At 46.3% G+C, this 21,067-nt stretch carries 21 protein-coding genes and 1 tRNA gene; 10 read left to right on the top strand and 12 right to left on the bottom strand.

Annotation, left to right across the window (positions count from 1 at the left end; genetic code table 11):
• Positions 1-90 precede the first annotated feature (90 nt).
• The 4 genes from FK220_RS18835 to alaS all read right to left on the bottom strand — a co-directional run bounded on the left by FK220_RS18835 (position 91) and on the right by alaS (position 5,286).
• Positions 91-705 carry a DUF4230 domain-containing protein gene (locus tag FK220_RS18835; protein WP_152575918.1) on the bottom strand — a complete coding sequence of 205 codons (615 nt, stop codon included), beginning with the start codon at positions 703-705 and terminating at the stop codon, positions 91-93.
• 70 nt (positions 706-775) lie between these two features.
• On the bottom strand, positions 776-1,744 hold the full coding sequence (locus tag FK220_RS18830) for a GSCFA domain-containing protein (RefSeq protein WP_152575917.1): 969 nt from the start codon (positions 1,742-1,744) through the stop codon (positions 776-778).
• Entirely contained in the window at positions 1,741-2,619 is an 879-nt protein-coding gene (locus tag FK220_RS18825) for a tetratricopeptide repeat protein (RefSeq protein WP_152575916.1), read from the bottom strand. The genes FK220_RS18830 and FK220_RS18825 overlap by 4 nt, the downstream gene beginning before the upstream one ends.
• A gap of 51 nt (positions 2,620-2,670) precedes the next feature.
• Complete coding sequence (gene alaS / locus FK220_RS18820) at positions 2,671-5,286, bottom strand: alanine--tRNA ligase (RefSeq protein ID WP_152575915.1); 2,616 nt, start codon at positions 5,284-5,286, stop codon at positions 2,671-2,673.
• Between the two features lie 100 nt (positions 5,287-5,386).
• On the opposite strand from alaS, the gene FK220_RS18815 reads away from it, so the two are divergent.
• From FK220_RS18815 to FK220_RS18795, 5 genes are read left to right on the top strand one after another with little or no spacing between them, the layout of a single operon-like run.
• The gene (locus tag FK220_RS18815; protein WP_152575914.1) at positions 5,387-6,364 is read left to right on the top strand and encodes a M23 family metallopeptidase; all 978 of its coding nucleotides are present in this window, start codon (positions 5,387-5,389) and stop codon (positions 6,362-6,364) included.
• A complete protein-coding gene (locus FK220_RS18810; protein WP_152575913.1) occupies positions 6,364-6,693 on the top strand; it encodes a MerR family transcriptional regulator in 330 nt (109 codons plus the stop codon). Before FK220_RS18815 ends, FK220_RS18810 begins: the two co-directional genes overlap by 1 nt.
• A 22-nt stretch (positions 6,694-6,715) precedes the next feature.
• On the top strand, positions 6,716-7,315 hold the full coding sequence (locus tag FK220_RS18805; RefSeq protein WP_152575912.1) for a LemA family protein: 600 nt from the start codon (positions 6,716-6,718) through the stop codon (positions 7,313-7,315).
• Between the two features lie 3 nt (positions 7,316-7,318).
• The gene (locus FK220_RS18800; RefSeq protein ID WP_152575911.1) at positions 7,319-7,756 is read left to right on the top strand and encodes a TPM domain-containing protein; all 438 of its coding nucleotides are present in this window, start codon (positions 7,319-7,321) and stop codon (positions 7,754-7,756) included.
• A complete protein-coding gene (locus tag FK220_RS18795; RefSeq protein WP_152575910.1) occupies positions 7,737-8,531 on the top strand; it encodes a TPM domain-containing protein in 795 nt (264 codons plus the stop codon). The genes FK220_RS18800 and FK220_RS18795 overlap by 20 nt, the downstream gene beginning before the upstream one ends.
• A 163-nt stretch (positions 8,532-8,694) precedes the next feature.
• Here FK220_RS18795 and der read toward each other — a convergent pair whose 3' ends face one another.
• From der to FK220_RS18780, 3 genes are all read right to left on the bottom strand, one after another.
• On the bottom strand, positions 8,695-9,999 hold the full coding sequence (gene der, locus FK220_RS18790) for a ribosome biogenesis GTPase Der (protein WP_152575909.1): 1,305 nt from the start codon (positions 9,997-9,999) through the stop codon (positions 8,695-8,697).
• 128 nt (positions 10,000-10,127) lie between these two features.
• Positions 10,128-11,012 carry a GTPase Era gene (era, locus tag FK220_RS18785; RefSeq protein WP_152575908.1) on the bottom strand — a complete coding sequence of 295 codons (885 nt, stop codon included), beginning with the start codon at positions 11,010-11,012 and terminating at the stop codon, positions 10,128-10,130.
• On the bottom strand, positions 10,999-12,363 hold the full coding sequence (locus tag FK220_RS18780; protein WP_152575907.1) for an alanine/glycine:cation symporter family protein: 1,365 nt from the start codon (positions 12,361-12,363) through the stop codon (positions 10,999-11,001). The genes era and FK220_RS18780 overlap by 14 nt, the downstream gene beginning before the upstream one ends.
• Positions 12,364-12,482: 119 nt before the next feature.
• On the opposite strand from FK220_RS18780, the gene FK220_RS18775 reads away from it, so the two are divergent.
• Together FK220_RS18775 and FK220_RS18770 are read left to right on the top strand one after the other, a co-directional pair.
• Positions 12,483-12,555 (top strand) — tRNA-Met (locus FK220_RS18775).
• 416 nt (positions 12,556-12,971) lie between these two features.
• Positions 12,972-14,453: an alpha/beta fold hydrolase gene (locus FK220_RS18770; protein WP_152575906.1), complete on the top strand. Its 1,482-nt coding sequence runs from the start codon at positions 12,972-12,974 to the stop codon at positions 14,451-14,453.
• Positions 14,454-14,727: 274 nt separating this feature from the next.
• Here FK220_RS18770 and FK220_RS18765 read toward each other — a convergent pair whose 3' ends face one another.
• The 3 genes from FK220_RS18765 to FK220_RS18755 all read right to left on the bottom strand — a co-directional run bounded on the left by FK220_RS18765 (position 14,728) and on the right by FK220_RS18755 (position 17,300).
• Positions 14,728-15,501 (bottom strand): hypothetical protein, encoded by a 774-nt coding sequence (locus FK220_RS18765; protein ID WP_152575905.1) that lies wholly within the window; start codon positions 15,499-15,501, stop codon positions 14,728-14,730.
• 94 nt (positions 15,502-15,595) lie between these two features.
• Complete coding sequence (locus FK220_RS18760; RefSeq protein WP_152575904.1) at positions 15,596-16,465, bottom strand: hypothetical protein; 870 nt, start codon at positions 16,463-16,465, stop codon at positions 15,596-15,598.
• Positions 16,466-16,469: 4 nt separating this feature from the next.
• Entirely contained in the window at positions 16,470-17,300 is an 831-nt protein-coding gene (locus FK220_RS18755; RefSeq protein ID WP_152575903.1) for a TerC family protein, read from the bottom strand.
• A 380-nt stretch (positions 17,301-17,680) separates the two neighbouring features.
• Between FK220_RS18755 and FK220_RS18750 the strand changes: the two genes are divergently transcribed.
• The gene (locus FK220_RS18750; RefSeq protein WP_152575902.1) at positions 17,681-18,523 is read left to right on the top strand and encodes a helix-turn-helix domain-containing protein; all 843 of its coding nucleotides are present in this window, start codon (positions 17,681-17,683) and stop codon (positions 18,521-18,523) included.
• Between the two features lie 61 nt (positions 18,524-18,584).
• Here the strand turns inward: FK220_RS18750 and FK220_RS18745 are convergent, their stop codons facing one another.
• Both FK220_RS18745 and FK220_RS18740 read right to left on the bottom strand, forming a co-directional pair.
• Positions 18,585-19,133 carry a carboxymuconolactone decarboxylase family protein gene (locus tag FK220_RS18745; RefSeq protein ID WP_152575901.1) on the bottom strand — a complete coding sequence of 183 codons (549 nt, stop codon included), beginning with the start codon at positions 19,131-19,133 and terminating at the stop codon, positions 18,585-18,587.
• A gap of 88 nt (positions 19,134-19,221) precedes the next feature.
• The gene (locus FK220_RS18740; RefSeq protein WP_166205001.1) at positions 19,222-19,380 is read right to left on the bottom strand and encodes a hypothetical protein; all 159 of its coding nucleotides are present in this window, start codon (positions 19,378-19,380) and stop codon (positions 19,222-19,224) included.
• A 262-nt stretch (positions 19,381-19,642) separates the two neighbouring features.
• On the opposite strand from FK220_RS18740, the gene FK220_RS18735 reads away from it, so the two are divergent.
• Entirely contained in the window at positions 19,643-20,350 is a 708-nt protein-coding gene (locus FK220_RS18735) for a helix-turn-helix transcriptional regulator (protein ID WP_166204999.1), read from the top strand.
• 54 nt (positions 20,351-20,404) lie between these two features.
• Entirely contained in the window at positions 20,405-20,863 is a 459-nt protein-coding gene (locus tag FK220_RS18730) for a GyrI-like domain-containing protein (RefSeq protein WP_152575899.1), read from the top strand.
• The last annotated feature ends 204 nt before the right edge of the window (positions 20,864-21,067 follow it).

Genomic DNA, 21,067 nt, shown 5'->3' with positions numbered 1-21,067 from the left:
TCGTGGCTTACGGGGGGCCTACTAAGAAAAATTACGGTACCTGAATCCAGTACATCTACGACTTTACCTATTGCCGCCCGTTTTCAACCGCTAATCCTGGAAGGGTAAACGAAGAAAGTTTTGTTCAACGACCTCGCCCCTATACTCCAATGTCCATCCCAGTGAACTCGTCAGGATGTAAAACTTCTGCAATTCGCTTATTAGGCGGTTTTGGGCATTACTTTTCAGCGATGAGGCCTGTACCTTTTTCATTAGGGAAGCGTTTACATTTTTCTTTATCTGGTTGTAATCGGAAGCGGTAAAGGGGTTCAGGTAATCGGCCGTTACATCGTAGTATTCAAAATCGGGATTCAATTTTATTTCCGGTTCGGGAATGCTTTTGATACGTAAGGTTTTGGTCGCCTCATCGACCTCGAATTCTATCTGGCTTAGGTCATAGGCAATCGTAACATAGGCGTTTACGACCACCAAAGCCTTCTTGTCGGCCGTGATCAATGGCCCGAAAAGCTCCTGGGAATCTTTGTAGTTATAGACCTCGGCAAAATGACCCTCGATCACGATCAATTTGGATACATTGTCGATTTGCTGTTGTATCAACATGGAATTTTCCTGTAGAATGGATTGCTTACGCCGATCTTCCATACAGGAACGAAACACCAGTACCACTGCCAGGGTGATGAGGATGCCAACAAGTAACTTTTTCATTTAATTCAAATCTTCCGGCTTATTCCTAGGTACAACTATCGCTCTCAGGCCCGCTATATTGACTCCCTTGCTAGTTGGGAAACCCCAATCGCATATGAGGGTACTGTTTTTCAAGATACGTAATTTTCCGCTCCAAGGACCTTAAAAATTCCTGATGTTGCTCCGAAAGGGGGTTGAAAGGCCGATGGGCTAGCCCTTTTTGAATCTCCTCCACCTTGTCCATTATTCCGAATACTTCACTGGAAATGAACGTTTGCCGAAATTTTTCCCATATGTACTGAATTCCCACCTGATTCGGATGCACCATATCCGGCTCATAAAAGCGATAGTCCCGAAGTTCATCCATCATAATTTCATAGGAGGGAAAATAGTGTGTATTTATCGATTCCGTCCCGACTGACAGCAGCTCGTGAACCGCGGTGATCAAGTGTGCCTTGCTACGTTGATTTTCGATAAAACCATCCTTGAGATGGCGTACCGGCGAAATGGTCAATACCACTTGACTATTGACATTCTTAGATTGTACCAACTTTAAGATATGTTTTAAACTTTCTACAATTTCGCCGACCGAAAGCAGTTCTTTGGCGAATTCCCGTTGGGGTACCTTGTGACAGTTGGCTACTATGCGATCCGATTCCAAATGGCGGTACACCCAAGCGGTCCCTAAAGTCAGGACAACATGGGTACTTTGTCGAAGTTGATCGAAGGTCGTTTTTAGCCCGTGGTTCAATTGATCCATCAGTTTTTTGTCGGAACTGGCACGCCGATCGGAATGGGCATCAAAACTATGCCATTGACCGTTGAGGGAAAAGAGGTCTTCCTCAATGTATTTTTTGTCGTTGACCGCCCGATCGATCAGATTTTCGATGGCCTTCGGATGAAAGAGAATCCCAAACGGATTTCGAACGACCTGAAATTGATAGTAGTTTAGCTTACTCCCGATATGCTCCGAAAAGCAAGAACCTAGCAGCAATAATCGACTTCGATAGTCGATGGGACCATCCGATGGTGGTAGCGGGATTTCCGTTCGCAGTTTCATGGGGTTTTGGGCCGCACGTTTTGGTTCAATCGGTGAAATACCTGATAGGGATAGATCTCGTAGATGGCGTTGTCCTCATTGATGGTGTTATCGGAATATTCGAAAGCCTTTTGCTCGACCCATTTACCTTGTTCCGTATCCCCTGATTTCGACATGCTTCTGCCCTTAAAATAGAGCGCATCACCGAAATTTCCATAACCCATCAAGGACCGGTCAAAACTTTGAATGGCTTCTTGATAATTGCCCATTTCGAAATCGGCTATTCCTAGGTAAAACCAGTCGAGATAGTGGCAGGCTTCCTCTGGTGGGTCGTTTGGAAAATCCTTTAGTTGCTGTTCCTTGCTCCTAATCAGATATTCCTTTGCCTTTTCAAACTCATTCAGTTGCAGGTAATCCAGTCCGATATAAAAATTATAGGTATGATCCATGACATAGCCATCGCCGAACCTTTCCGTAGCCTCCATCAGCTCGTCTATCGACTCCTGGTATTCCTTGGAAAAAATACACTTTATAAAACCACTGTATTCCAACCATTTCCCGGCGTCATGCTCCACCGCCTTTGCCAAAAAAGGCTTTCCCAATTGGTATTTTCGGGTCTTATAGAGGGGCATTGCCTTTTGTTGCCAAAGCCATCCATCGGTCGGGGTGATCAGCAGGGCGGAGTCTAGATATGCCTGATGTTCCCTGGAGTGCAATGGCGCGGCGTAGGCCCGCACCACATATTCCCGTAGCCTAAGCGAATCGGAGGTGGTCAACTTTCCCTTGACCGTCACCGCCTCGGGGGCATTTATTTCCGGACCCCTTTTGGATTCAGGTGGTTTGACATCCTTGCAAGCGACCATGAACAACAGTGTAAAAACTACTTTTTTAATCATCTTTAGTATGTAATGCCGTTCAGGTCCTTTGCTAAGGAAGCGGGAACAATGTTATACGATGTAGGACCGGGATTTTTCCAGTGCCTCTTTGATTCCAGCCGGATTCTTGCCTCCGGCCGTAGCGAAAAACGGTTGTCCGCCTCCGCCACCTTGGATATACTTACCAAGCTCCCGAACGATGGTGCCGGCATGCAGGTTTTTTGAAGCCACCACCTCCTTCGAGATATAGCATGAAAGGAGTGCCTTTCCGTTCTGTTCGGTCGCGAAAAGTAGAAAAAGATCGTTCCGCTGGTTGCCCATTTCAAAACAGAGGTCTTTGATACCGGCAGCATCCAACTCCACTTTCTTGGCAAGGAATTGCACACCATCGAACGCTTCCAGCTCGGTGATCAGTTCCCTTTTTAGACCTTTTGCCTTTTCCTTCAACAAGTGTTCGACCTCTTTCTTCAAACGGGTGTTTTCCTCCTGCAACGCCTCCACCGCCTTCAAAGGGTCCTGTGCATTGTTCAAACGGTCCTTGATTTCGAAAAGCATTCGGTAATTCTCGGTAAAAAAATCCTTGACCGCATCGGAGGTAATGGCCTCGATACGGCGAACACCGGCGGCCACGGCTCCCTCCGAACGAATCTTAAAATGCCATATATCGGCCGTATTCCGCACATGGGTCCCGCCGCACAGTTCAATCGACTGCCCGAAACGGACGGTACGTACTGTATCGCCATACTTCTCCCCAAAAAGCGACATGGCGCCCTCTTTCAACGCCTCTGCCTTTGGGACGTTTCTGTTTTCCTGCAGGGGCAGGTGCCCTTCGATCCGCGCATTGACAAAATTCTCCACCGCACGCAATTCCTCCGGAGTCAGCTTGGCAAAATGTGAAAAATCGAAACGCAGGTATTTGGAATGCACGGCAGAGCCCTTTTGCTCGACATGGGGGCCCAAAATCTCCCGTAATGCCTGGTGCAATAAATGGGTCGCGGTATGGTTGGCGGCCGTTCGCTCGCGTTGTCTCTTATCAACGACCGCTTTAAAGGTGTCCGAAGTAGTTGTCGGCAACCCTTTTGCAAAATGAATGATCTCGTTATTCTCCTTCTTGGTATCGACAATGTAAATGACATCGCCGTTCGGGGCCTCCAGATAGCCTTTATCCCCTACTTGCCCGCCCCCTTCCGGGTAGAAGGGGGTAAGGTTGAATACCATTTGGTACTGTTCCCCTTCTTTTTTGGAGGTAACTTTTCGGTATTTTGTCAGTTTTACGTCGGCTTCCAGCAAATCATAGCCTATAAACTCCTGCTCCAGGTCTTCCGTCAATACCACCCAGTCTTCCTTCGATATTTCGGAGGCCGCCCGGGACCGGTCTTTTTGTTCCTTCATGGCCTTCCCAAATCCGTCCTCATCCAACGACAAGCCTTTTTCGTTCAAAATAAGAGCCGTCAGATCAATGGGAAAACCATAGGTATCGTAGAGTTCAAAAGCTTTTCGTCCGTCGACCGTTTCACCTTTGTTTTTCCTAATGATATTTTCCAGGAGTAAGAGTCCCTGCTCCAAGGTTTTCAAAAATGAATGTTCCTCTTCCTTGATAACGTTCTCGATGAGTTGCCGTTGTTCCTTTAATTCCGGAAAGGCCTCGCCCATGGTATCGGTGAGCACCTTCACCAAGCGATACATAAAGGGTTGTTTGGTGTTAAGAAAAGTAAATCCGTACCGGATGGCCCTCCGCAGGATACGACGGATAACATAGCCTGCACCGGTATTACTTGGCAATTGCCCGTCTGCAATGGAAAAGGCTACGGCCCGAATATGGTCTGCCACCACCCGAATGGCGACATCGGTTTCGCCTTCTTTTCCGTAATCGGTATGGGTGATGGTCTCTATCTCCCGAATAATCGGTGTAAAGACATCGGTATCGTAGTTCGAGCGCACGTTCTGCAGCACCATGCACAAACGCTCGAAGCCCATGCCGGTATCGACATGTTTGGCGGGTAATGGCTCCAGCTGTCCGTTCGCCTTTCGATTGTATTGCATAAAGACGAGGTTCCAAATCTCTACCACTTCCGGATGGTCCTGGTTCACCAATGAAGCCCCGGATACCTCCGCTTTTTCCTTAGCGGAGCGGATATCGACATGTATTTCGGAACAGGGGCCACAAGGGCCTTGATCCCCCATTTCCCAAAAATTATCCTTCTTGTTCCCTAGGATGATTCGATCCTCGGGTACGATGGCCTTCCATAGATCAAAGGCTTCGTTGTCCATCTCCAATGTATCGTCATCTTCACTTCCTTCAAACACCGATACATACAGGCTGTCCTTGTCGATTTTCAATACGTCCGTTAGCAATTCCCACGCCCATTGAATGGCCTCTTTTTTAAAATAGTCGCCGAAACTCCAGTTGCCCAGCATCTCGAACATGGTGTGGTGATAGGTGTCTTTGCCAACCTCTTCCAAATCGTTATGCTTACCACTCACCCGCAGGCATTTCTGTGTATCGGCGACCCGGTTGTGCTTCGCCTTGCCAATTCCAAGAAAAAACTCCTTGAACTGGTTCATGCCTGCGTTGGTGAACATTAAGGTAGGGTCGTCTTTGATTACCATGGGTGCGGAAGGCACAATTTTGTGGCCTTTTTCTTTAAAAAAGTTCAAAAACTGCGCTCTGATTTCGCTTGAGGTCATGAATATGGTAAGGTTTTATAAAAATTAACAGTTTGTACAAAACAATTTTTATATTTGTTTGTTCTGATAAAACGAGACAAAAATAGGATAAAATACATTCATGTCTAAGGTTAAGTACTATTACGATCCCGATACGCTGTCCTATCGAAAGATAGAACCCAAGAAATCGCGCCGGTATCGGAATATAGGCCTGTTCGTATTGGGTTCTTTCCTTTTCGGACTCCTATCATTGGTGCTCTTGTTAAACACCAACTTGATCAATACCCCTGCTGAACTTTCCCTGCGCAGGGAAGTAAAGAATTACGAATTGCAGTTCGAACTGTTGAATAAGAAAATGGAGCAGATCGAAGATGTACTTTCCAACATTGAGGAACGCGATAACAATATTTACCGGCTGTATTTTGAGGCAAATCCTATTCCAGAGGAACAACGCCGTGCCGGTTTTGGCGGGGTGAACCGTTATAAATCATTGGAGGGTTTTAATAATTCCGAGATGGTCATCGCCACTACCAAGCGATTGGATATCATCAAGAAACAAATGGCCATTCAGTCAAAGTCCTTGGATGAAATCACCAAATTGGCCGAAGAGAAAGAAAAACTATTGTTAGCCATACCGGCGATACAGCCTATCAGCAATAAGGAATTGACCCGCATGGCCTCTGGTTATGGTTGGCGTTCGGACCCCTTTACGAAAGCTAGAAAGATGCATTGGGGTATGGACTTTACCGCTCCCAAAGGCACTCCTATTTATGCCTCGGGGGATGGAAAAGTGACCCGTGCCGACAATAATGCCTCGGGTTATGGAAAACATATCCGTATTGACCATGGATACGGCTACATGAGCCTCTACGCGCACATGAGCGCCTACAACGTAAAAAGAGGCCAACGGGTAAAACGAGGCGACCTCATCGGTTTTGTGGGCAGTACCGGCCGTTCGGAAGCCCCCCACCTTCATTATGAGGTATGGAAAGACAAAGATCGGATCAACCCGATCAATTTCTATTACGGCAGTTTATCACCACAGGAATTTGAAAATATGTTGAAATACGCGAACCAAGAGAATCAATCACTTGACTAATGCAAGTAGAACTTCCTGAAAAATTATATTACGGTATCGGCGAAGTAGCCAAGGCCTTTGGTGTAAATACCTCCTTGGTCCGTTTTTGGGAAAAAGAGTTCGACGTACTGAAGCCCAAGAAAAATGCCAAGGGCAACCGAAAATTCACCCCCCAGGATATCAAGAACCTGCAGTTGATCTACCATTTGGTAAAAGAACGGGGATTTACCTTGGATGGCGCCAAAATACACCTGAAGGAGAACAGGCAAAAAACGCTCGACAACTTTGAGATTATCCAAAAATTGGAGCGTGTCAAGAACGAGCTGATCAAAATCAAGGAACAACTATAATAACCCTATAAAACACTGGAAAATGAAAAAAGGATTAATTGCATTAATCGTCCTGGGAATATTGGCGTTCGGCATTTATCAATGGGCCGTGGGCTTCAACAACACCGCTGTTGAATATGAAGCGGATGCCAAGACTGCTTGGTCGAACGTTGAAAGCGCCTATCAACGAAGAAACGATCTCATCGGAAACCTGGTCAAGACCGTGCAGGGCGCTGCCGACTTCGAGCGTGGCACCCTTACCGATGTCATCGAAGCAAGGGCGAAGGCGACTGCCACCAATATCGATGCCAATAACCTCACCCCTGAAAACATGGCCAGATTCCAGGAAGCCCAAAGCGGCTTGACCGGGGCACTGAGCAAATTAATGGTGGTGGTGGAACGCTATCCCGATTTGAAGGCCAACCAAAACTTTTTGGAGCTTCAATCGCAGTTAGAGGGCACCGAAAACCGCATCAACGTAGAACGAAATCGGTATAACGAAAAAGTGAATATCTACGACATACACACGACCAAATTTCCGGGCAAACTCCTGGCCGGCATGTTTGGGTTTCAGGAGATGGCCCGCTATCAGGCGGATGCCGGTTCGGAAAATGCGCCTGATGTAGAATTCGACTTTAACTAATTTATGTCAAGGGTAGAGGATTTTTTAACGCGCAAGGAAGAGCAGGAAATTGTTCAGGCAATCCTTGAAGCCGAGAAAAATACCTCCGGGGAAATTAGGGTACATATCGAGGCCCACACCCGTCTCGACCATTTTGAACGTGCCAAGGAGGTATTCCACATGTTGAAAATGGATAATACCAAGGACGAGAACGGAGTCATTATTTATGTAGCGGTCAACGACCGAAAATTCGCCATCTATGGCGATCGTGGTATCGATAAAGTAGTGCCCGATAATTTTTGGGACACTACCAAGGATACCATCGAGTCCCAATTTCGAAAAGGAAACTACAAACAGGGCCTCATCAACGGTATTCTAAAGGCCGGAAAAGAGTTGGAAGCCCATTTTCCCTGGCATCATGGAAACGAAAATGAACTGAGCAATGAGATATCGAAAGGCTAGCATACTGCTGTTCTTATTATGTGGCCTTCAATTTGGTTTCGCGCAGTTTCAAATACCGGAAAAACCCAAGGTACAGACCAGTGTCTATGACTATGTGGACTTGCTACCGGAACCCCAGCAAAAGGCACTGGAGCAAAAGCTCATCCGTTATTCCGATAGTACCTCTACCCAGATCGTAGTGGCCATCATCAATTCTACCGAAGGGGAGGATATCGATTTCCTCGGTGCACAATGGGGTCAGAAATGGGGCATCGGACAAGAAGGAAAAGACAATGGCGTACTGATACTACTTGCTAGGGGCGACCGACGCATTGCCATTAGTACCGGTTATGGGGTCGAAGCTACCTTAACGGATGCCATGTCGCGCCGCATTATTCAGAATATTTTGATTCCCCGATTTAAAGAGGACGACTACTATGGGGGGCTCAACGATGGGGCCGACGCCATTTTTAAGGTGCTGAACGGGGAATTTAAGGAAGAACGTACCTTTGATAACAGCGGGGGTGGATTCCCATTTGGGGCGCTTTTGCCGATTATCATTTTCTTTATCATTTTGATCATTCTATCAAAACGCAACCGTGGTAACCGGGGAGGCAGAGGCGGTAACCGTTCCAGAGGCTTGGACCTATGGGACATTATTATTCTTAGCAATATGGGCCGTAGCGGTGGTTCCCGAGGTGGATTTGGTAGCGGAGGAGGATTTGGTGGTGGCGGCTTCGGAGGTGGCTTTGGTGGTGGCGGCTTCGGTGGCGGTGGCGCTTCAGGTGGATGGTAATGGAAAGTGCACCTTCAAAAATAAATGCAGACTCAAGTATACGCCCAAACTCAACGATCAAATTCACACATCAAGATTCACATCAACCTAACATCAGTGCTCCGATGGGTACCATATCGCAAGGGAGATTGTTCTATCTTCTAGCATCCAACTTCCAGCAAACCTACTTCTTCCGCATAAAGATCGTAATCGGTACGCCGGTGAAATCAAAATGCTCCCGTATCTTGTTTTCCAGGAAACGCTTATAGGGATCTCGGACGTATTGCGGCAGATTGCAGAAAAACGCAAATTGCGGATACGGGGTGGGTAATTGGGTAATATATTTGATCTTTACGTATTTGTCCTTATAGGCCGGTGGGGGCGTATGCTGTATAATGGGTAACAACACATCGTTCAACTCGCTGGTCTTTATTTTCTTTGAACGGTTTTTATAGACCTCGACGGCAGTCTCGATTGCCTTGAAAATGCGCTGTTTGTTCAAAACCGAAATAAAGATGATCGGCACATCCACAAAAGGTTCAATGGCCTGCTTAATACGCTTGGTGTATTCTTTCATGGTATTGCTCTGCTTGTCTTCGACCAGGTCCCACTTGTTCACCAAGATTACGATGCCCTTGTTGTTTCGCTGTGCCAACCAAAAGATATTGGATACTTGTCCGTCGAAGCCGCGAGTGGCATCGAATATCAAGATGCACACATCGCTATGTTCGATGGCCCGTACCGAACGCATCACGGAATAGAACTCCAGATCTTCCTTTACCTTGGACTTTCTTCGTATGCCCGCCGTATCGACCAGATTGAATTCAAACCCAAAACGATTGTATTTCGTATCGATGCTATCACGGGTAGTACCTGCAATATCGGTCACGATATAACGGTCTTTCCCGATCAGGGCATTGATGAAAGAGGATTTCCCGGCATTGGGTCTTCCAACGACGGCAAAACGAGGAAGTTCTTCCTCCTCGTCTTTGGTCTCCGGCAGCTCCTGGACCAATGCATCGAGCAGTTCCCCGGTACCGCTTCCGTTAATACTCGAGATGGTAAAGTAATCCCCTAATCCCAAAGCATAGAACTCCACGGCATCCGCGGCTCTTTTCGCATTATCGACCTTGTTCACCACTAAAAAAACAGGTTTTTTGACCCGCCGTAGCAACTTGGCCACATCTTCATCCATTCCTGTGATACCTGCCTCTACATCCACCATAAAAAGAATGGCATCCGCCTCATCGATGGCCAGTTCTACCTGTTTATCGATTTGCTGTTCAAAGATATCGTCACTACCAAGGACATAACCTCCCGTATCGATTACGGAAAATTCCTTGCCATTCCAGTCGCTCTTCCCATAATGACGGTCCCTGGTAACCCCGCTTACGGCGTCGACAATGGCTTCCCGGCGTTGAATCAATCGATTAAAGAAAGTCGATTTGCCCACGTTGGGTCTTCCTACGATGGCAACAATAGCGCCCATACTTTTTAATTTGGAGGCACAAAAATAAGGTATATATGTCGATTGTTAAGAAGTTCGGAGCTTTAGTTTCCCATTCGAGCCCTGACGCTACGAGAGATGCTCCACGCTCGATACCCGGAACTCAGCATTTAAGTGTTGTATCCAAAGCGTCTCAATTGTCGCGCATCACTACGCCAATTCTTATTGACCTTTACATACAGTTCAATATGCACCTGTTTTCCAAAAAACCGTTCCAAGTCTTTTCGGGCCTCGACCCCTACTCTTTTTAGGGCACTCCCTTTATGGCCGATAATGATACCTTTTTGGGAATCGCGCTCCACCATGATTACCGCCCGCATGCGAATGATGTCGTCATCTTCCAAAAACTCCTCGGTTTCGACCTCCACCGCATAGGGAATTTCCTTTTTATAATGCAGCAATATTTTCTCCCGTATGATCTCGTTTACAAAGAAACGTTCAGGCTTATCGGTCAATTGATCTTTTGGATAATACGGTGGTGATTCGGGCAAGAGCTCCAAAATGCGCTCGAACACTTCCTTCACATTAAAGTTTTGAAGGGCAGAAATAGGATGAATCTCTACGGTGGGCAGCATTTCCTGCCAATACTGCACCTGTTCTTCCAACAGTTCCTGGCTCGCCCCATCAATCTTGTTCAACAGGAGCAGCACTGGAATCTTACTGTTCCCGATTTTTTCAAAGAATTTCTCGTCCTTCAAGGCCTTTTCCCCGATTTCGACCATGTACAATAGTATATCGGCATCCTCAAAGGCCGATTTTACAAAATCCATCATGGAGGCCTGTAGTTCGTAGGCGGGTTTAATGATGCCCGGGGTATCGGAAAGGATGACCTGAAAATCATCCCCGTTCACAATCCCTAGAATGCGATGCCGGGTAGTCTGGGCCTTGGAGGTAATAATAGAGAGCTTCTCCCCTACAAAGGCGTTCATCAAGGTAGATTTCCCGACGTTGGGATTACCGATGATATTTACGAAACCTGCTTTATGTTCGGCCATCTTTTAGTTTTTTAAAATACGCTGTTGCCGCCTTGTTGACCTTTGGTGCCAAGAGCAGCACGGCTATCATGTTCGGAATAACCATTAAGGCATAGGACAGGTCGATCAGGTTCTTGACCAGTTCCAAGGAAGCTACCGCTGCGAAAACGATCATCACCACAAAATAGACATTATAGAACTTCCCGATTTTGGCATTGGTCAAAAATGATAGGCACTTCACCCCGTAATAGGAATAGGTGAACAAGGTCGAAAGGGCAAAGGCCGTCACGATCAACATCAGCAAATCGTCCCCATAGCCGAAAAGGGTGCGTTCAAAGGCGGTCAAGGTCATTACGATGCCGCTGCTATCTTCCAAATAGGCGCCGCTTAGAATAATGACCACCGCGGTAAAAGTACACACCATAATCGTATCTATGAAAGGCCCGAGCATCGCCACCAGTCCTTCCCGAATCGGTTCATCGTTTCTTGATTGCCCATGATACATCGGGGCACTCCCGAGTCCGGCTTCGTTCGAAAACATGGCCCTTCGGATACCAATGATGACCAAGCCCCAAAATCCGCCGGTAACCACCGTTTTAAAGTTCCACGCCTCTGTGATGATCATCTTCAAGGATGGCAACACCTGGGAGGCATTCAATGCCATCACCACAATAACGGCGATCAAATATATCGCGACCATAAAGGGCACCAGGGCCGAGGCCACCTTGGCGATTTTATGAAGGCCACCGAAAATGACGAAAGAGGTAATAATGGCCAGTAGGAAACCGATGGTCCATTTCCAATTGAGTTCGCTCATCTCGAACAAGGTGCTGGAAGGTTCTACCACACTCATAAAGGTTTCGGTAAACTGGTTGGCGGTGAATACCCCCAAGAATCCGAATAAACCGCATACCGCAAAGAATATGGCCAGCGGTCTTGCCCTTTGGCCCAAACCTTGGGTGATGTAGAACATGGGGCCACCTTGTAATCGACCCTCCGAATCGGTACCGCGGAACATGATGGAAAGGCTGCAGGAATAAAACTTGATACACATACCGATGAGGGCCGTAGCCCATATCCAGAATACGACTCCGGGACCCCCGTCATGGATTGCGATCGCCACTCCCGAGATATTGCCCAAACCCACTGTAGCCGCCACCGCGGCAGATAGCGCCTGGAAGGAACTCACATCACCCTTGGCATTTTTGTCGTCGTATTTACCGGCCGTAATCGCAATGGCATGCCCAAAATAACGATACGGCAAAAATTTGGAATATATTACTAGAAAGAGGCCGCCTGCGATCAACAAAAGAAACATGGGCCATTCGGTGTAGGGAAGTGCCGAGGAAATAAAATCGTTGATTGCGTCCATAATGAATACTGGTGCCGAAGGTATGCATTTTCACCTTTTTTGCAGCGATGAACTGCAAAAATATTCCTGTCCGAAGTTTTGAATAAACTAAAAAATGGTTGTATCTTTGCCATCCACATCGCGGGATAGAGCAGTAGGTAGCTCGTCGGGCTCATAACCCGAAGGTCACTGGTTCGAGTCCAGTTCCCGCTACAAGGAAGACCATCAATTTCGATTGATGGTTTTTTCGTTTACGGCCGGGCCGGAGCCTGATCCGGTCCTGGAGCAAAGGAAAAAACAGGACCCCGCAAGGCGCATGGCCTTTCTTGTAAAGCCCCTCCCATAGGCCGCTTCCGAAACGCCGGCGAGGAAGCAATCCAGTTCCCGCTACAAGGAAGACCATCAATTTCGATTGATGGTTTTTTCGTTTACGGCCGGGCCGGAGCCTGATCCGGTCCTGGAGCAAAGGAAAAAACAGGACCCCGCAAGGCGCATGGCCTTTCTTGTAAAGCCCCTCCCGTAGGCCGTTTCCCTTCCCACAGTAATTCGATTTCACTATATTTCGGCAAAAATTACCGAACTGCATTCAGCCATACCGTTGAGCAACTACCTAAAACTCACCATACATCATGAACAAACTGTCGAAATTGATTGTCATTCTATTAATGTCAACGATTTGCTTCGGGCAAAAGAAAGCCAATTTTGAGCCAACGTTTACGAAATCAAAAGAAACGACCCACAACATTCCAAAAGGACAGGAATACACTTTTGGATATTTGGAAGTTTTGGAAAATAGGAACGACCCAAATAGCCAAACGATTCAAATCCCTGTCTATATATTTAAAAGCAGAAATGCCCGTCCAAAAACCGACCCGATCATTTATACGGTAGGAGGTCCAGGGTCCACTACTATGCCTTCTGCACAATACATGAATTATTATAAGTACCTTGATGATAGGGATTTCATCCTTTTGGAACAACGAGGAAACTTTTATGCCAAACCACACTTGGATTGCCCTGAATGGTCCAAGGCTTTATCCACTTCAAACCTTCCCGATTTCGATTCAAAAAAATCAGATTCACTTTTTGCGGCAGCTGCCCAATCCTGTAGGGAAAGACTTGTCAATAAAGGGATTGACCTTGAGGGATACACTACGAATGAAATAGCAGCCGATATTAATGATTTGGTCAACGTATTGAACATCAAGGAATACAACTTGCTTACCATATCGTATAGCACAAAAATTGCCCAGGTTCTATTACGGGACTATCCCGAACGAATTCGGAGTGTGGTGATGGATTCTCCACTTCCCTTGGAAGTAAACTATGATGAGGAAAGCGTTAAAAACCTATTGGAATCGGTAGATAAATTACTTTCCGATTGTGAGGCCCATAAGGAATGTATCGGTGCTTTTCCAAATATCAAGAAACGTTTTTTTGATTATCTGACGGAAAAAACAAAAGACCCGCTTGAAGTCACTATAGAAAATCCACAAAGTGGACAAGTAGAAACATTCTATTTGACGGGAGCCGATTTGATTACCGTTTTCACCTCGGCTTCAACGGGAGATGTCGTTCATATTCCACTCGAAATAAATAAGCTGTTCAATAACGATATGACTTCTGTGAAAGAACGGCTTTCATACGTATTTCGGGAACCGGGCAATGGTGCGGGTGTAGGCATGCGACTTTCTGTTTGGTGTGCGGAAGAAAACCCATTCAGTTCAAAAGAAACCATAGATGCCGAAACTACAAAATATCCACAGGTCGAGGGTTTATCGCCAAGCGTATTTGCCAATGAAATCTGTAAAATATGGAGTGTCAAGAAAGTATCGGAAATCGAAAACAAGGCGGTTAGTAGTGCTATTCCGGTGTTGTTAATAAGCGGAGAATATGACAATGAAACGCCCGTTAAATGGGCAGAATCAATGAAGGATAACTTAACAAATAGCTATCATTTGATTTTTAGGGGATGGAAGCATACACCAACGACCAATTGGGGAAATCAATGTGCCATGCAAGCTGCAAACGATTTTTTTAACAACCCAAATACCAAACCGAATCCAGATTGTATCGCGCAAATAGAAAGCCCTGAATTTAAAACGGAGTAAATAACCGCCTACACCGATGCATACGTATTCCTTGTCCCTATCATTGGAACTGCGCGTGTGCCAAGCGTTGTTATATAATAAAGAGTCACCCTATAATCCCGGAAGTCACCACTGTAGAGCCTACGGCTATCGGTCGGTCGCTCCCCGTTACGGATATGGCAGCAGCAAGGGCAGCTTAAAGGTTGGTTGCCCGCCGCGAGATACCGGCATCTTCCGCTTCTTCTTTGCGGCGTTCCAAACTAATCTTTGAAAAGGTACTTACCCTATTTTAGGTTTATAGAATGGTACTATTGTCGAGCCAGCGTTGCATCAGAGTCGAATTATTGGAGATGGCCACCAAATGAAAGGTCGTATAACTCTGAAACACCCTGGAATCCTTCAGGGATTCGATGCGTACCAACGCTGGATACAAATAGTTGGAATGTACCAAGTACAACGCACTATTTCTTTTTAAGACATACCCGACATGGCCTTTGTCGAACCCGATAAAGTAGATGCCGTCTTTTGTAATGCGATCGATTTCACTAAAGGCTTTTTCCGGGTCCATTTCGACCACACTATAAATTTTTTCACCACAGCTCAACGCCTTCGCTTCATCCAAGGGTCCTTTTTGGGCGAGCTTATAGCGGTTCAGTCTTAATCCCATATCACGCAAGGTAGTAGAAATGAAGTAGCCACAGGCAATCTTCCCATGCTTGGGCACAGCGGTATGACCTTCAAAACTCCAGGGAGTATCCAACCAGTAGGGAATGATGTTATCGACTAAATTCTCGACAAACTTCTCTTGGATGCTATCCATCGTTACCGTTCCCTCACGAAAATTCTCCGCAAGGCTCTTGCGCAAATTTGCTATGCCCGTTTTCATCTCACCGTATGACAGGCTATCGGGATCTTTTTTAGTATCAAGGGGCCTAGTGTCGACAGCCATGAGCGCACCCGCGGGATTTACCATATTAGTATTCCCTAAAGGAAGACTCTCCAGTGGGTGACTCTCGGGAAGCATCCCGTTCCAACTTCCAAACAACAACAATGCGATAAATACGTTCATAGCAAAAAATACTTCAGCGATACCTCTCTTTAAACATAACGCAGTTTTTGGGTATCCATTTTGTTTTTAGGGATATTTTATGATAGAAGGCCCTTTAAATCGTCAAATTTGCGGCCCACCACACCTCATAATCCTCAGGAACCAAGGGTCGGTAGCTCTGATACCCTTGGTCTGCAATTCGTATGCCAATGATCTTGCCATTGTCATCGCGTTCATACCGCAGAAAAATGAAGGAATGGCCAAAGGGGTCAAAATCCTTTCCCCGGATACCACGGATTACCTTTTTATAATCATCGTTTCGCTTCCAAACCTGCATTACCGCTCCCGGTCGTAACTCCCCACTCCAGATACCGAACCAATCAACCAAGTCACCCATGCCGGCGTATGCAATGGCACCCGCCCCGCCCCTGCCGCGGTACTTTCTAGGAAGGGTTCGCCACCCTTGATGCCGCCCAAAGGTAGAGGCATAGAGATGGTCGAACACCTGGGAGGGAGAATAGTAGTTCGATGCAATATCGGAGGGTAGATCCCGGTACATCGAATGACCATGAATCGCTTCATAAGCCTTTTGAAAACGGGATTTACTGGCCGCCAAACAATGTCCGCCAGGCTTCTTATTTTGGCTGTTCTCATAATTTTCCACAATCTTCGCCGCTACGGCGCTCAAGGGTTTCACAGTCTTTGGTTCCGGGAGCGCTTCGGGCTCCACGGTAGCCACCTCTAATACCTCGGAAGTATCCATTATAGGATTCACGGGGGCGGGCCCCACCACGGGAACCGATTGAATGTTGTTGTGGTCATCGTTTGCCACGCGTACCAGCTCATCCGCTTCCTCCGTTGGCGAAGCGCCTTGTCCTTGCCGCGACGAGGCACATCCAAAAATCAAAAACAGTACAGGGATGACCAACAGATAGGAAGGCCCATATCCCGACCGTCTGCATTGATTGCTGTATGCGTGTTTCATTTTATTACGTATTATCCACTTTCCCATTTAAGGATTTTTCATCCGTAGCATTGATTTGCTTTCGCAGTTTCATATTCAAAAATTCGACCAACAGGGAAAAGGCGATGGCAAAATATAGGTAGCCCTTGGGAATGGCCCCGACCGATTGCCCAAAAACGACCGTATGGGAAAGGTGGGCGGCCTCGGTAATCAACATAAAGCCTATCAGAATCAGGAAAGACATCGCCAAAAGTTGCATGGATGGGTGTTTGTTAATGAATTCCCGAATCGGATTGGCAAACAACATCATCACCAAAATGGAAACGACCACGGCGATGACCATCAATATCAATGCATCGTTCTGACTTTTGCCAATACCACTGGTCATACCGACCGCCGTGAGTATGGAATCGATGGAAAAGATAAAATCTATAATCACAATTTGAACGATCGCCCGTCGGAGCGAGGTGATTTTCTTGGCCTTTAGCACTTTCTCGTCGTGCTGTGGCATATCCAATTTTTCATGTATTTCGGAGGTGCTTTTGTATAGAAGAAACAATCCGCCGAAAAACAAAATCAATGCCTGCCAACTTACACCCATTTCGAACCACGAACTTTCAATGGTGTAAAAGGGTTCCTTGAGGCCTACCAAAAAAGAAACTCCCATCAGCAATACGATTCGCTGTACCATGGCCAAGATCAAGCCCCAATTCGTCGCTTTTCTTTTTTGTTCCTCCGGTAGCTTATCGGCAGCAATCGAAATAAAAACTATATTATCTATTCCCAATACAATTTCTAAAAACGTAAGGGTAAGCAATGCTACCCAGGCGTCTGCACTTGTAAAGATTTCGAACATAATCCTTGGATTGTGGTAGGCAAAAATAGCATCCTTTTGATAGTTCCCTTAGCGGCAACCCCTTTTTGTTTGATGCAAACCCTATTTTCACCGAGTTTATACAGTAGGCAAATTAAAGAATTTTATGGAATGCTTTGAAAGTGGTTCGTTAATACTGATTGATGCCACTATGATAGAATGCCCACTAGCGCTAACGCCCTGGATGGGAAGATGGCATTGCCAACACCCGATCGACCCAGCCGTCAATTGTACTCTGTTATTACCCCGCCTATTGCGGCCCTAAAGTGATTTCGATTATCTTAGGAGCCTATAAAAGCCTAGCTGCCATTCCGTGGTCCGGTAGTGATGTTACCCACGGCCGGCATTCAAAATGTTCCAAAATGAAACTCGATTATACCAGCATAAAGGAGGGGAGCTCCCTTACCCTCACCGATTTTAGCTGCGCGCCATCGATGCGGTTGCTGGAAACAAAAGGGCTCTATAAAATACTATGGACCAAAGGCAAAGACACCACCATCGTGGTCGACGGGTACCGCATGCCCCTTATAAAAAATCAAGTGGTCTTTTGCACCCCGTTGAATGTGATGGAGCTACGCAAGGATTCCGGAATGGTCGCATTGGTGTTTAACAGGGAGTTCTACTGTATCCGCGATCACGACCAAGAGGTTTCCTGTAACGGATTCCTATTTTTCGGTTCTTCATTGCCGCCCGTAATCACACTGAACGAGAAAGATATCAAAAGCTTTGAAGCCCTCTTCTATATGTTTCAGGAAGAATTTGAAACACGGGACCACATTCAAGGGGAAATGCTGCGCGCCCTATTAAAAAGAATGCTCATCAAAGCAACCCGTTTGATTAAAAATGAGATGCCCGAAACGAAACTGCCCAAGCCCCAGTTCGATACGGTTCGACAGTATCACATTCTGGTAGAGCAACACTTTCGGGAGAAGCACTCGGTGGCCGAATATGCCGAACTTTTGTTCAAGTCCCCCAAAACCCTATCGAACCTGTTCAAAAAATCTGGTGATCGTTCGCCTTTGAAAATCATCAACGAACGTATTATCCTCGAGGCCAAAAGACTGCTATTCTACTCCGATAAGACCGCCGAGGAAATCGGATATGAGCTGGGATTCAAGGAGGCTGCCCATTTTTCAAAATTCTTTAAAAATCAGGTAGGTTCACCTCCGGCAACCTTTAAAAAAGACTTCAAGGAAGCTCTCTGAAAAAGAAAAGCCCCGACGTTTCCGCCAAGGCCTTCTACCACAGGTTTCTGTTCAACGGGAACTACACTATTACATCCTGCAAGGAAGGAGCTGCTGGAAAATCGACAGGAATCCTGGTCGTATTGTTCAAATAGTTAGAGATGGTCTTATTACCTACCAACGAAATCACATCTACCAAGTTCTCCTTTGTCCACCCGGCGTCGAAAAAGTTGTCCAGCACCCCGGCATCGGTATTGCCCCGATTTTCGGTGATATTTCTTGCCAGTCGGGCCAGCGCGTCCAGCTTGCTGTCGAAAGAGGCGTGGCCACTTCGAAATTCCAAGAGTTGCCCGTCGGTAAATCCGTTCATTTTTCCGATTGCGGTGTGGGCGGCCAGGCAATACTCACAGTTATTCACTTCGCTAACGGCAAGGTTGACCACTTCTTTTTCCCTTGCTCTCAAAGAGGATTTCGCATTCGAAAAGTCCAGATAATTTTTCAAGGCATTTTCGGAATACGCATAGGTTGCAAAGAGATTGGGAACAAAACCGACCACTTTTTCCAAGTGGTCAAAAATGGCTTGGTTGTTAGGACTTACTTCTTCCCTTGTGGGTACATTGAATGTGCTCATACTAATTTGATTTATTGAATTCCCTCATCATCGGAAATCCGGGTTACTACTTATTTCTTGTTCTTTTTCGCTAGAACTCACAGCGTGTTTATTGAATGGCGAAAAAGGGTTTCTCCGCATCACAGTAATAATCGTGGTGGTATTTTGTTTCACAATCGGTAGTGGTAATCCCTTTTGTGGCCACCTTCGGGCTTGGTTTTGCGAATACGGTTATCAGGTTGAAGATCGACGTATGTGTTGTTTCCATGGTATGTTGTTTTTAATTACAGGGCAAAGATGCGACGATACTAGTGGCCAGTACCTATACGTTCTTCCTGTAGACTTGTCGATTTTTCCCGTTGATGGGGAAATCGTTCAAAAAATCGCCAAAATCGGCTCCTTTCCTTTGAAGGAAGGCATAAGGAAGTTGGCCGACACCAAATTCTATCCTACTTTTATAAGGGTTCCCTCGAAAATGACGACCGGTATCCTTGGACGCGGTATCGTTATAGATTGAAAGCAACACAAGAATGGGAGAAGAAAAACCAAGACTGGCACGATTGACGGCGATCATCACCCAGCTACAGTCCGGACAGCTAGTGACCGCCAAGGCGATTGCCGAAAGACATGGGGTAAGTATTCGAACGGTGTATCGGGACATTCGAACCTTGGAAAAATCCGGAATTCCAATAGTGACCGAAGAGGGAAAAGGCTACTCCATGATGGAAGGCTATCACCTACCTCCGGTCATGTTTACCGAAGAAGAAGCAAATGCCCTGGTCACCGCCGAGCGGTTGATCGCTAAAAACAGAGAGCAATCATTAGTGGAATACTATCAGCGGGCCATCATCAAAATCAAATCGGTCTTACGACAACCCCAGAAAACAAAATTGGAGTTTCTTACCGATCGGATCCAAGTGCGGAACAACGCTTCCAATGAAAAGACCAGCAATTATTTGATTCAGCTTCAATCGGCCATTGCCGCCTTTCGCGTAGTGCAAATGAACTATCGGTCGTTGAACGGGGAGGAAAGCAAACGGTCCGTTGAACCTTTTGCCCTCTATACCACCCAGAATAATTGGATATTGATAGCGCTCTGTCGTAAAAGGGATGATTTTAGGGCCTTTCGACTAGACCGTATTCAACAGCTTCAGAACACCCACGAGCATTTTGAACCGCATAATCTTACCTTGGAAGGGTACTTGGAAAAATGTCGGAAAGAATGGGAACACCCCTGACATACCCTTGACACCGCCAAGGGCTACATTTGCCCAAACCAATAATTATAACATATGGAACAGGTAACCATCGAACCATTCAAGCTTATCGGAATCAGCTTACGAACCACCAATGAAAACGGGCGCGCCGCCGAGGAAATAGGTGCCTTGTGGCAGCAATTTATGGCAAATGGAATCATCGACCGGATTCCGAACAAAACGGATAACGCCGTGTATTCGCTTTATACCGATTATGAGGGCGACCATACCAAACCCTATACAGTGCTTCTCGGATGTAAGGTCACTACCCTGGAGACCGTACCGGACGGAATGGTCGGCCGCTCTTTTGAGGGAGGAAACTATGTTAGGATAACCGCCAAAGGCGATTTGACCAAAGGACTCATTTTGAACCAGTGGGCCCGAATATGGGAACTCGACCTTCAAAGGCGGTACACGGCCGATTTCGAGGTCTTTGGCGACAAAGCACAAAATCCCGTTGATGCGGAAGTCGATTTTTTAGTAGCGGTGGAATGACTTTATTCATGGTATGTTTCAATCAAAAAACGATAACAATACATGGGAATCTTTCTTTTTTCCTCCTATCCTAACGGATGAAAGAAAGATTTTTTCCATCTGCCCTTGGCACATTCGAAGAGGGGGCAGAAGAACAAATGAAATTCAATGGGAAAGGTAATGGAAATCACCTTGATCTGAATCATGCGTTAATTTAGAATACAA

The organism is Pelagihabitans pacificus (genome assembly GCF_009371985.2).
Lineage (GTDB): Bacteria > Bacteroidota > Bacteroidia > Flavobacteriales > Flavobacteriaceae > Pelagihabitans > Pelagihabitans pacificus.
Note: the sequence above shows the minus strand (reverse complement) of the source record. Positions and strands in the feature narration are given on the sequence as shown.

What these genes read in the sequence shown, in the direction of transcription:
- FK220_RS18835 (WP_152575918.1), bottom strand. Translation starts at nt 705, where the DNA reads ATGAAAAAGTTACTTGTTGGCATCCTCATCACCCTGGCAGTGGTACTG.
- FK220_RS18830 (WP_152575917.1), bottom strand. Translation starts at nt 1,744, where the DNA reads ATGAAACTGCGAACGGAAATCCCGCTACCACCATCGGATGGTCCCATC.
- FK220_RS18825 (WP_152575916.1), bottom strand. Translation starts at nt 2,619, where the DNA reads ATGATTAAAAAAGTAGTTTTTACACTGTTGTTCATGGTCGCTTGCAAG.
- alaS (WP_152575915.1), bottom strand. Translation starts at nt 5,286, where the DNA reads ATGACCTCAAGCGAAATCAGAGCGCAGTTTTTGAACTTTTTTAAAGAA.
- FK220_RS18815 (WP_152575914.1), top strand. Translation starts at nt 5,387, where the DNA reads ATGTCTAAGGTTAAGTACTATTACGATCCCGATACGCTGTCCTATCGA.
- FK220_RS18810 (WP_152575913.1), top strand. Translation starts at nt 6,364, where the DNA reads ATGCAAGTAGAACTTCCTGAAAAATTATATTACGGTATCGGCGAAGTA.
- FK220_RS18805 (WP_152575912.1), top strand. Translation starts at nt 6,716, where the DNA reads ATGAAAAAAGGATTAATTGCATTAATCGTCCTGGGAATATTGGCGTTC.
- FK220_RS18800 (WP_152575911.1), top strand. Translation starts at nt 7,319, where the DNA reads ATGTCAAGGGTAGAGGATTTTTTAACGCGCAAGGAAGAGCAGGAAATT.
- FK220_RS18795 (WP_152575910.1), top strand. Translation starts at nt 7,737, where the DNA reads ATGAGATATCGAAAGGCTAGCATACTGCTGTTCTTATTATGTGGCCTT.
- der (WP_152575909.1), bottom strand. Translation starts at nt 9,999, where the DNA reads ATGGGCGCTATTGTTGCCATCGTAGGAAGACCCAACGTGGGCAAATCG.
- era (WP_152575908.1), bottom strand. Translation starts at nt 11,012, where the DNA reads ATGGCCGAACATAAAGCAGGTTTCGTAAATATCATCGGTAATCCCAAC.
- FK220_RS18780 (WP_152575907.1), bottom strand. Translation starts at nt 12,363, where the DNA reads ATGGACGCAATCAACGATTTTATTTCCTCGGCACTTCCCTACACCGAA.
- FK220_RS18770 (WP_152575906.1), top strand. Translation starts at nt 12,972, where the DNA reads ATGAACAAACTGTCGAAATTGATTGTCATTCTATTAATGTCAACGATT.
- FK220_RS18765 (WP_152575905.1), bottom strand. Translation starts at nt 15,501, where the DNA reads ATGAACGTATTTATCGCATTGTTGTTGTTTGGAAGTTGGAACGGGATG.
- FK220_RS18760 (WP_152575904.1), bottom strand. Translation starts at nt 16,465, where the DNA reads ATGAAACACGCATACAGCAATCAATGCAGACGGTCGGGATATGGGCCT.
- FK220_RS18755 (WP_152575903.1), bottom strand. Translation starts at nt 17,300, where the DNA reads ATGTTCGAAATCTTTACAAGTGCAGACGCCTGGGTAGCATTGCTTACC.
- FK220_RS18750 (WP_152575902.1), top strand. Translation starts at nt 17,681, where the DNA reads ATGAAACTCGATTATACCAGCATAAAGGAGGGGAGCTCCCTTACCCTC.
- FK220_RS18745 (WP_152575901.1), bottom strand. Translation starts at nt 19,133, where the DNA reads ATGAGCACATTCAATGTACCCACAAGGGAAGAAGTAAGTCCTAACAAC.
- FK220_RS18740 (WP_166205001.1), bottom strand. Translation starts at nt 19,380, where the DNA reads ATGGAAACAACACATACGTCGATCTTCAACCTGATAACCGTATTCGCA.
- FK220_RS18735 (WP_166204999.1), top strand. Translation starts at nt 19,643, where the DNA reads ATGGGAGAAGAAAAACCAAGACTGGCACGATTGACGGCGATCATCACC.
- FK220_RS18730 (WP_152575899.1), top strand. Translation starts at nt 20,405, where the DNA reads ATGGAACAGGTAACCATCGAACCATTCAAGCTTATCGGAATCAGCTTA.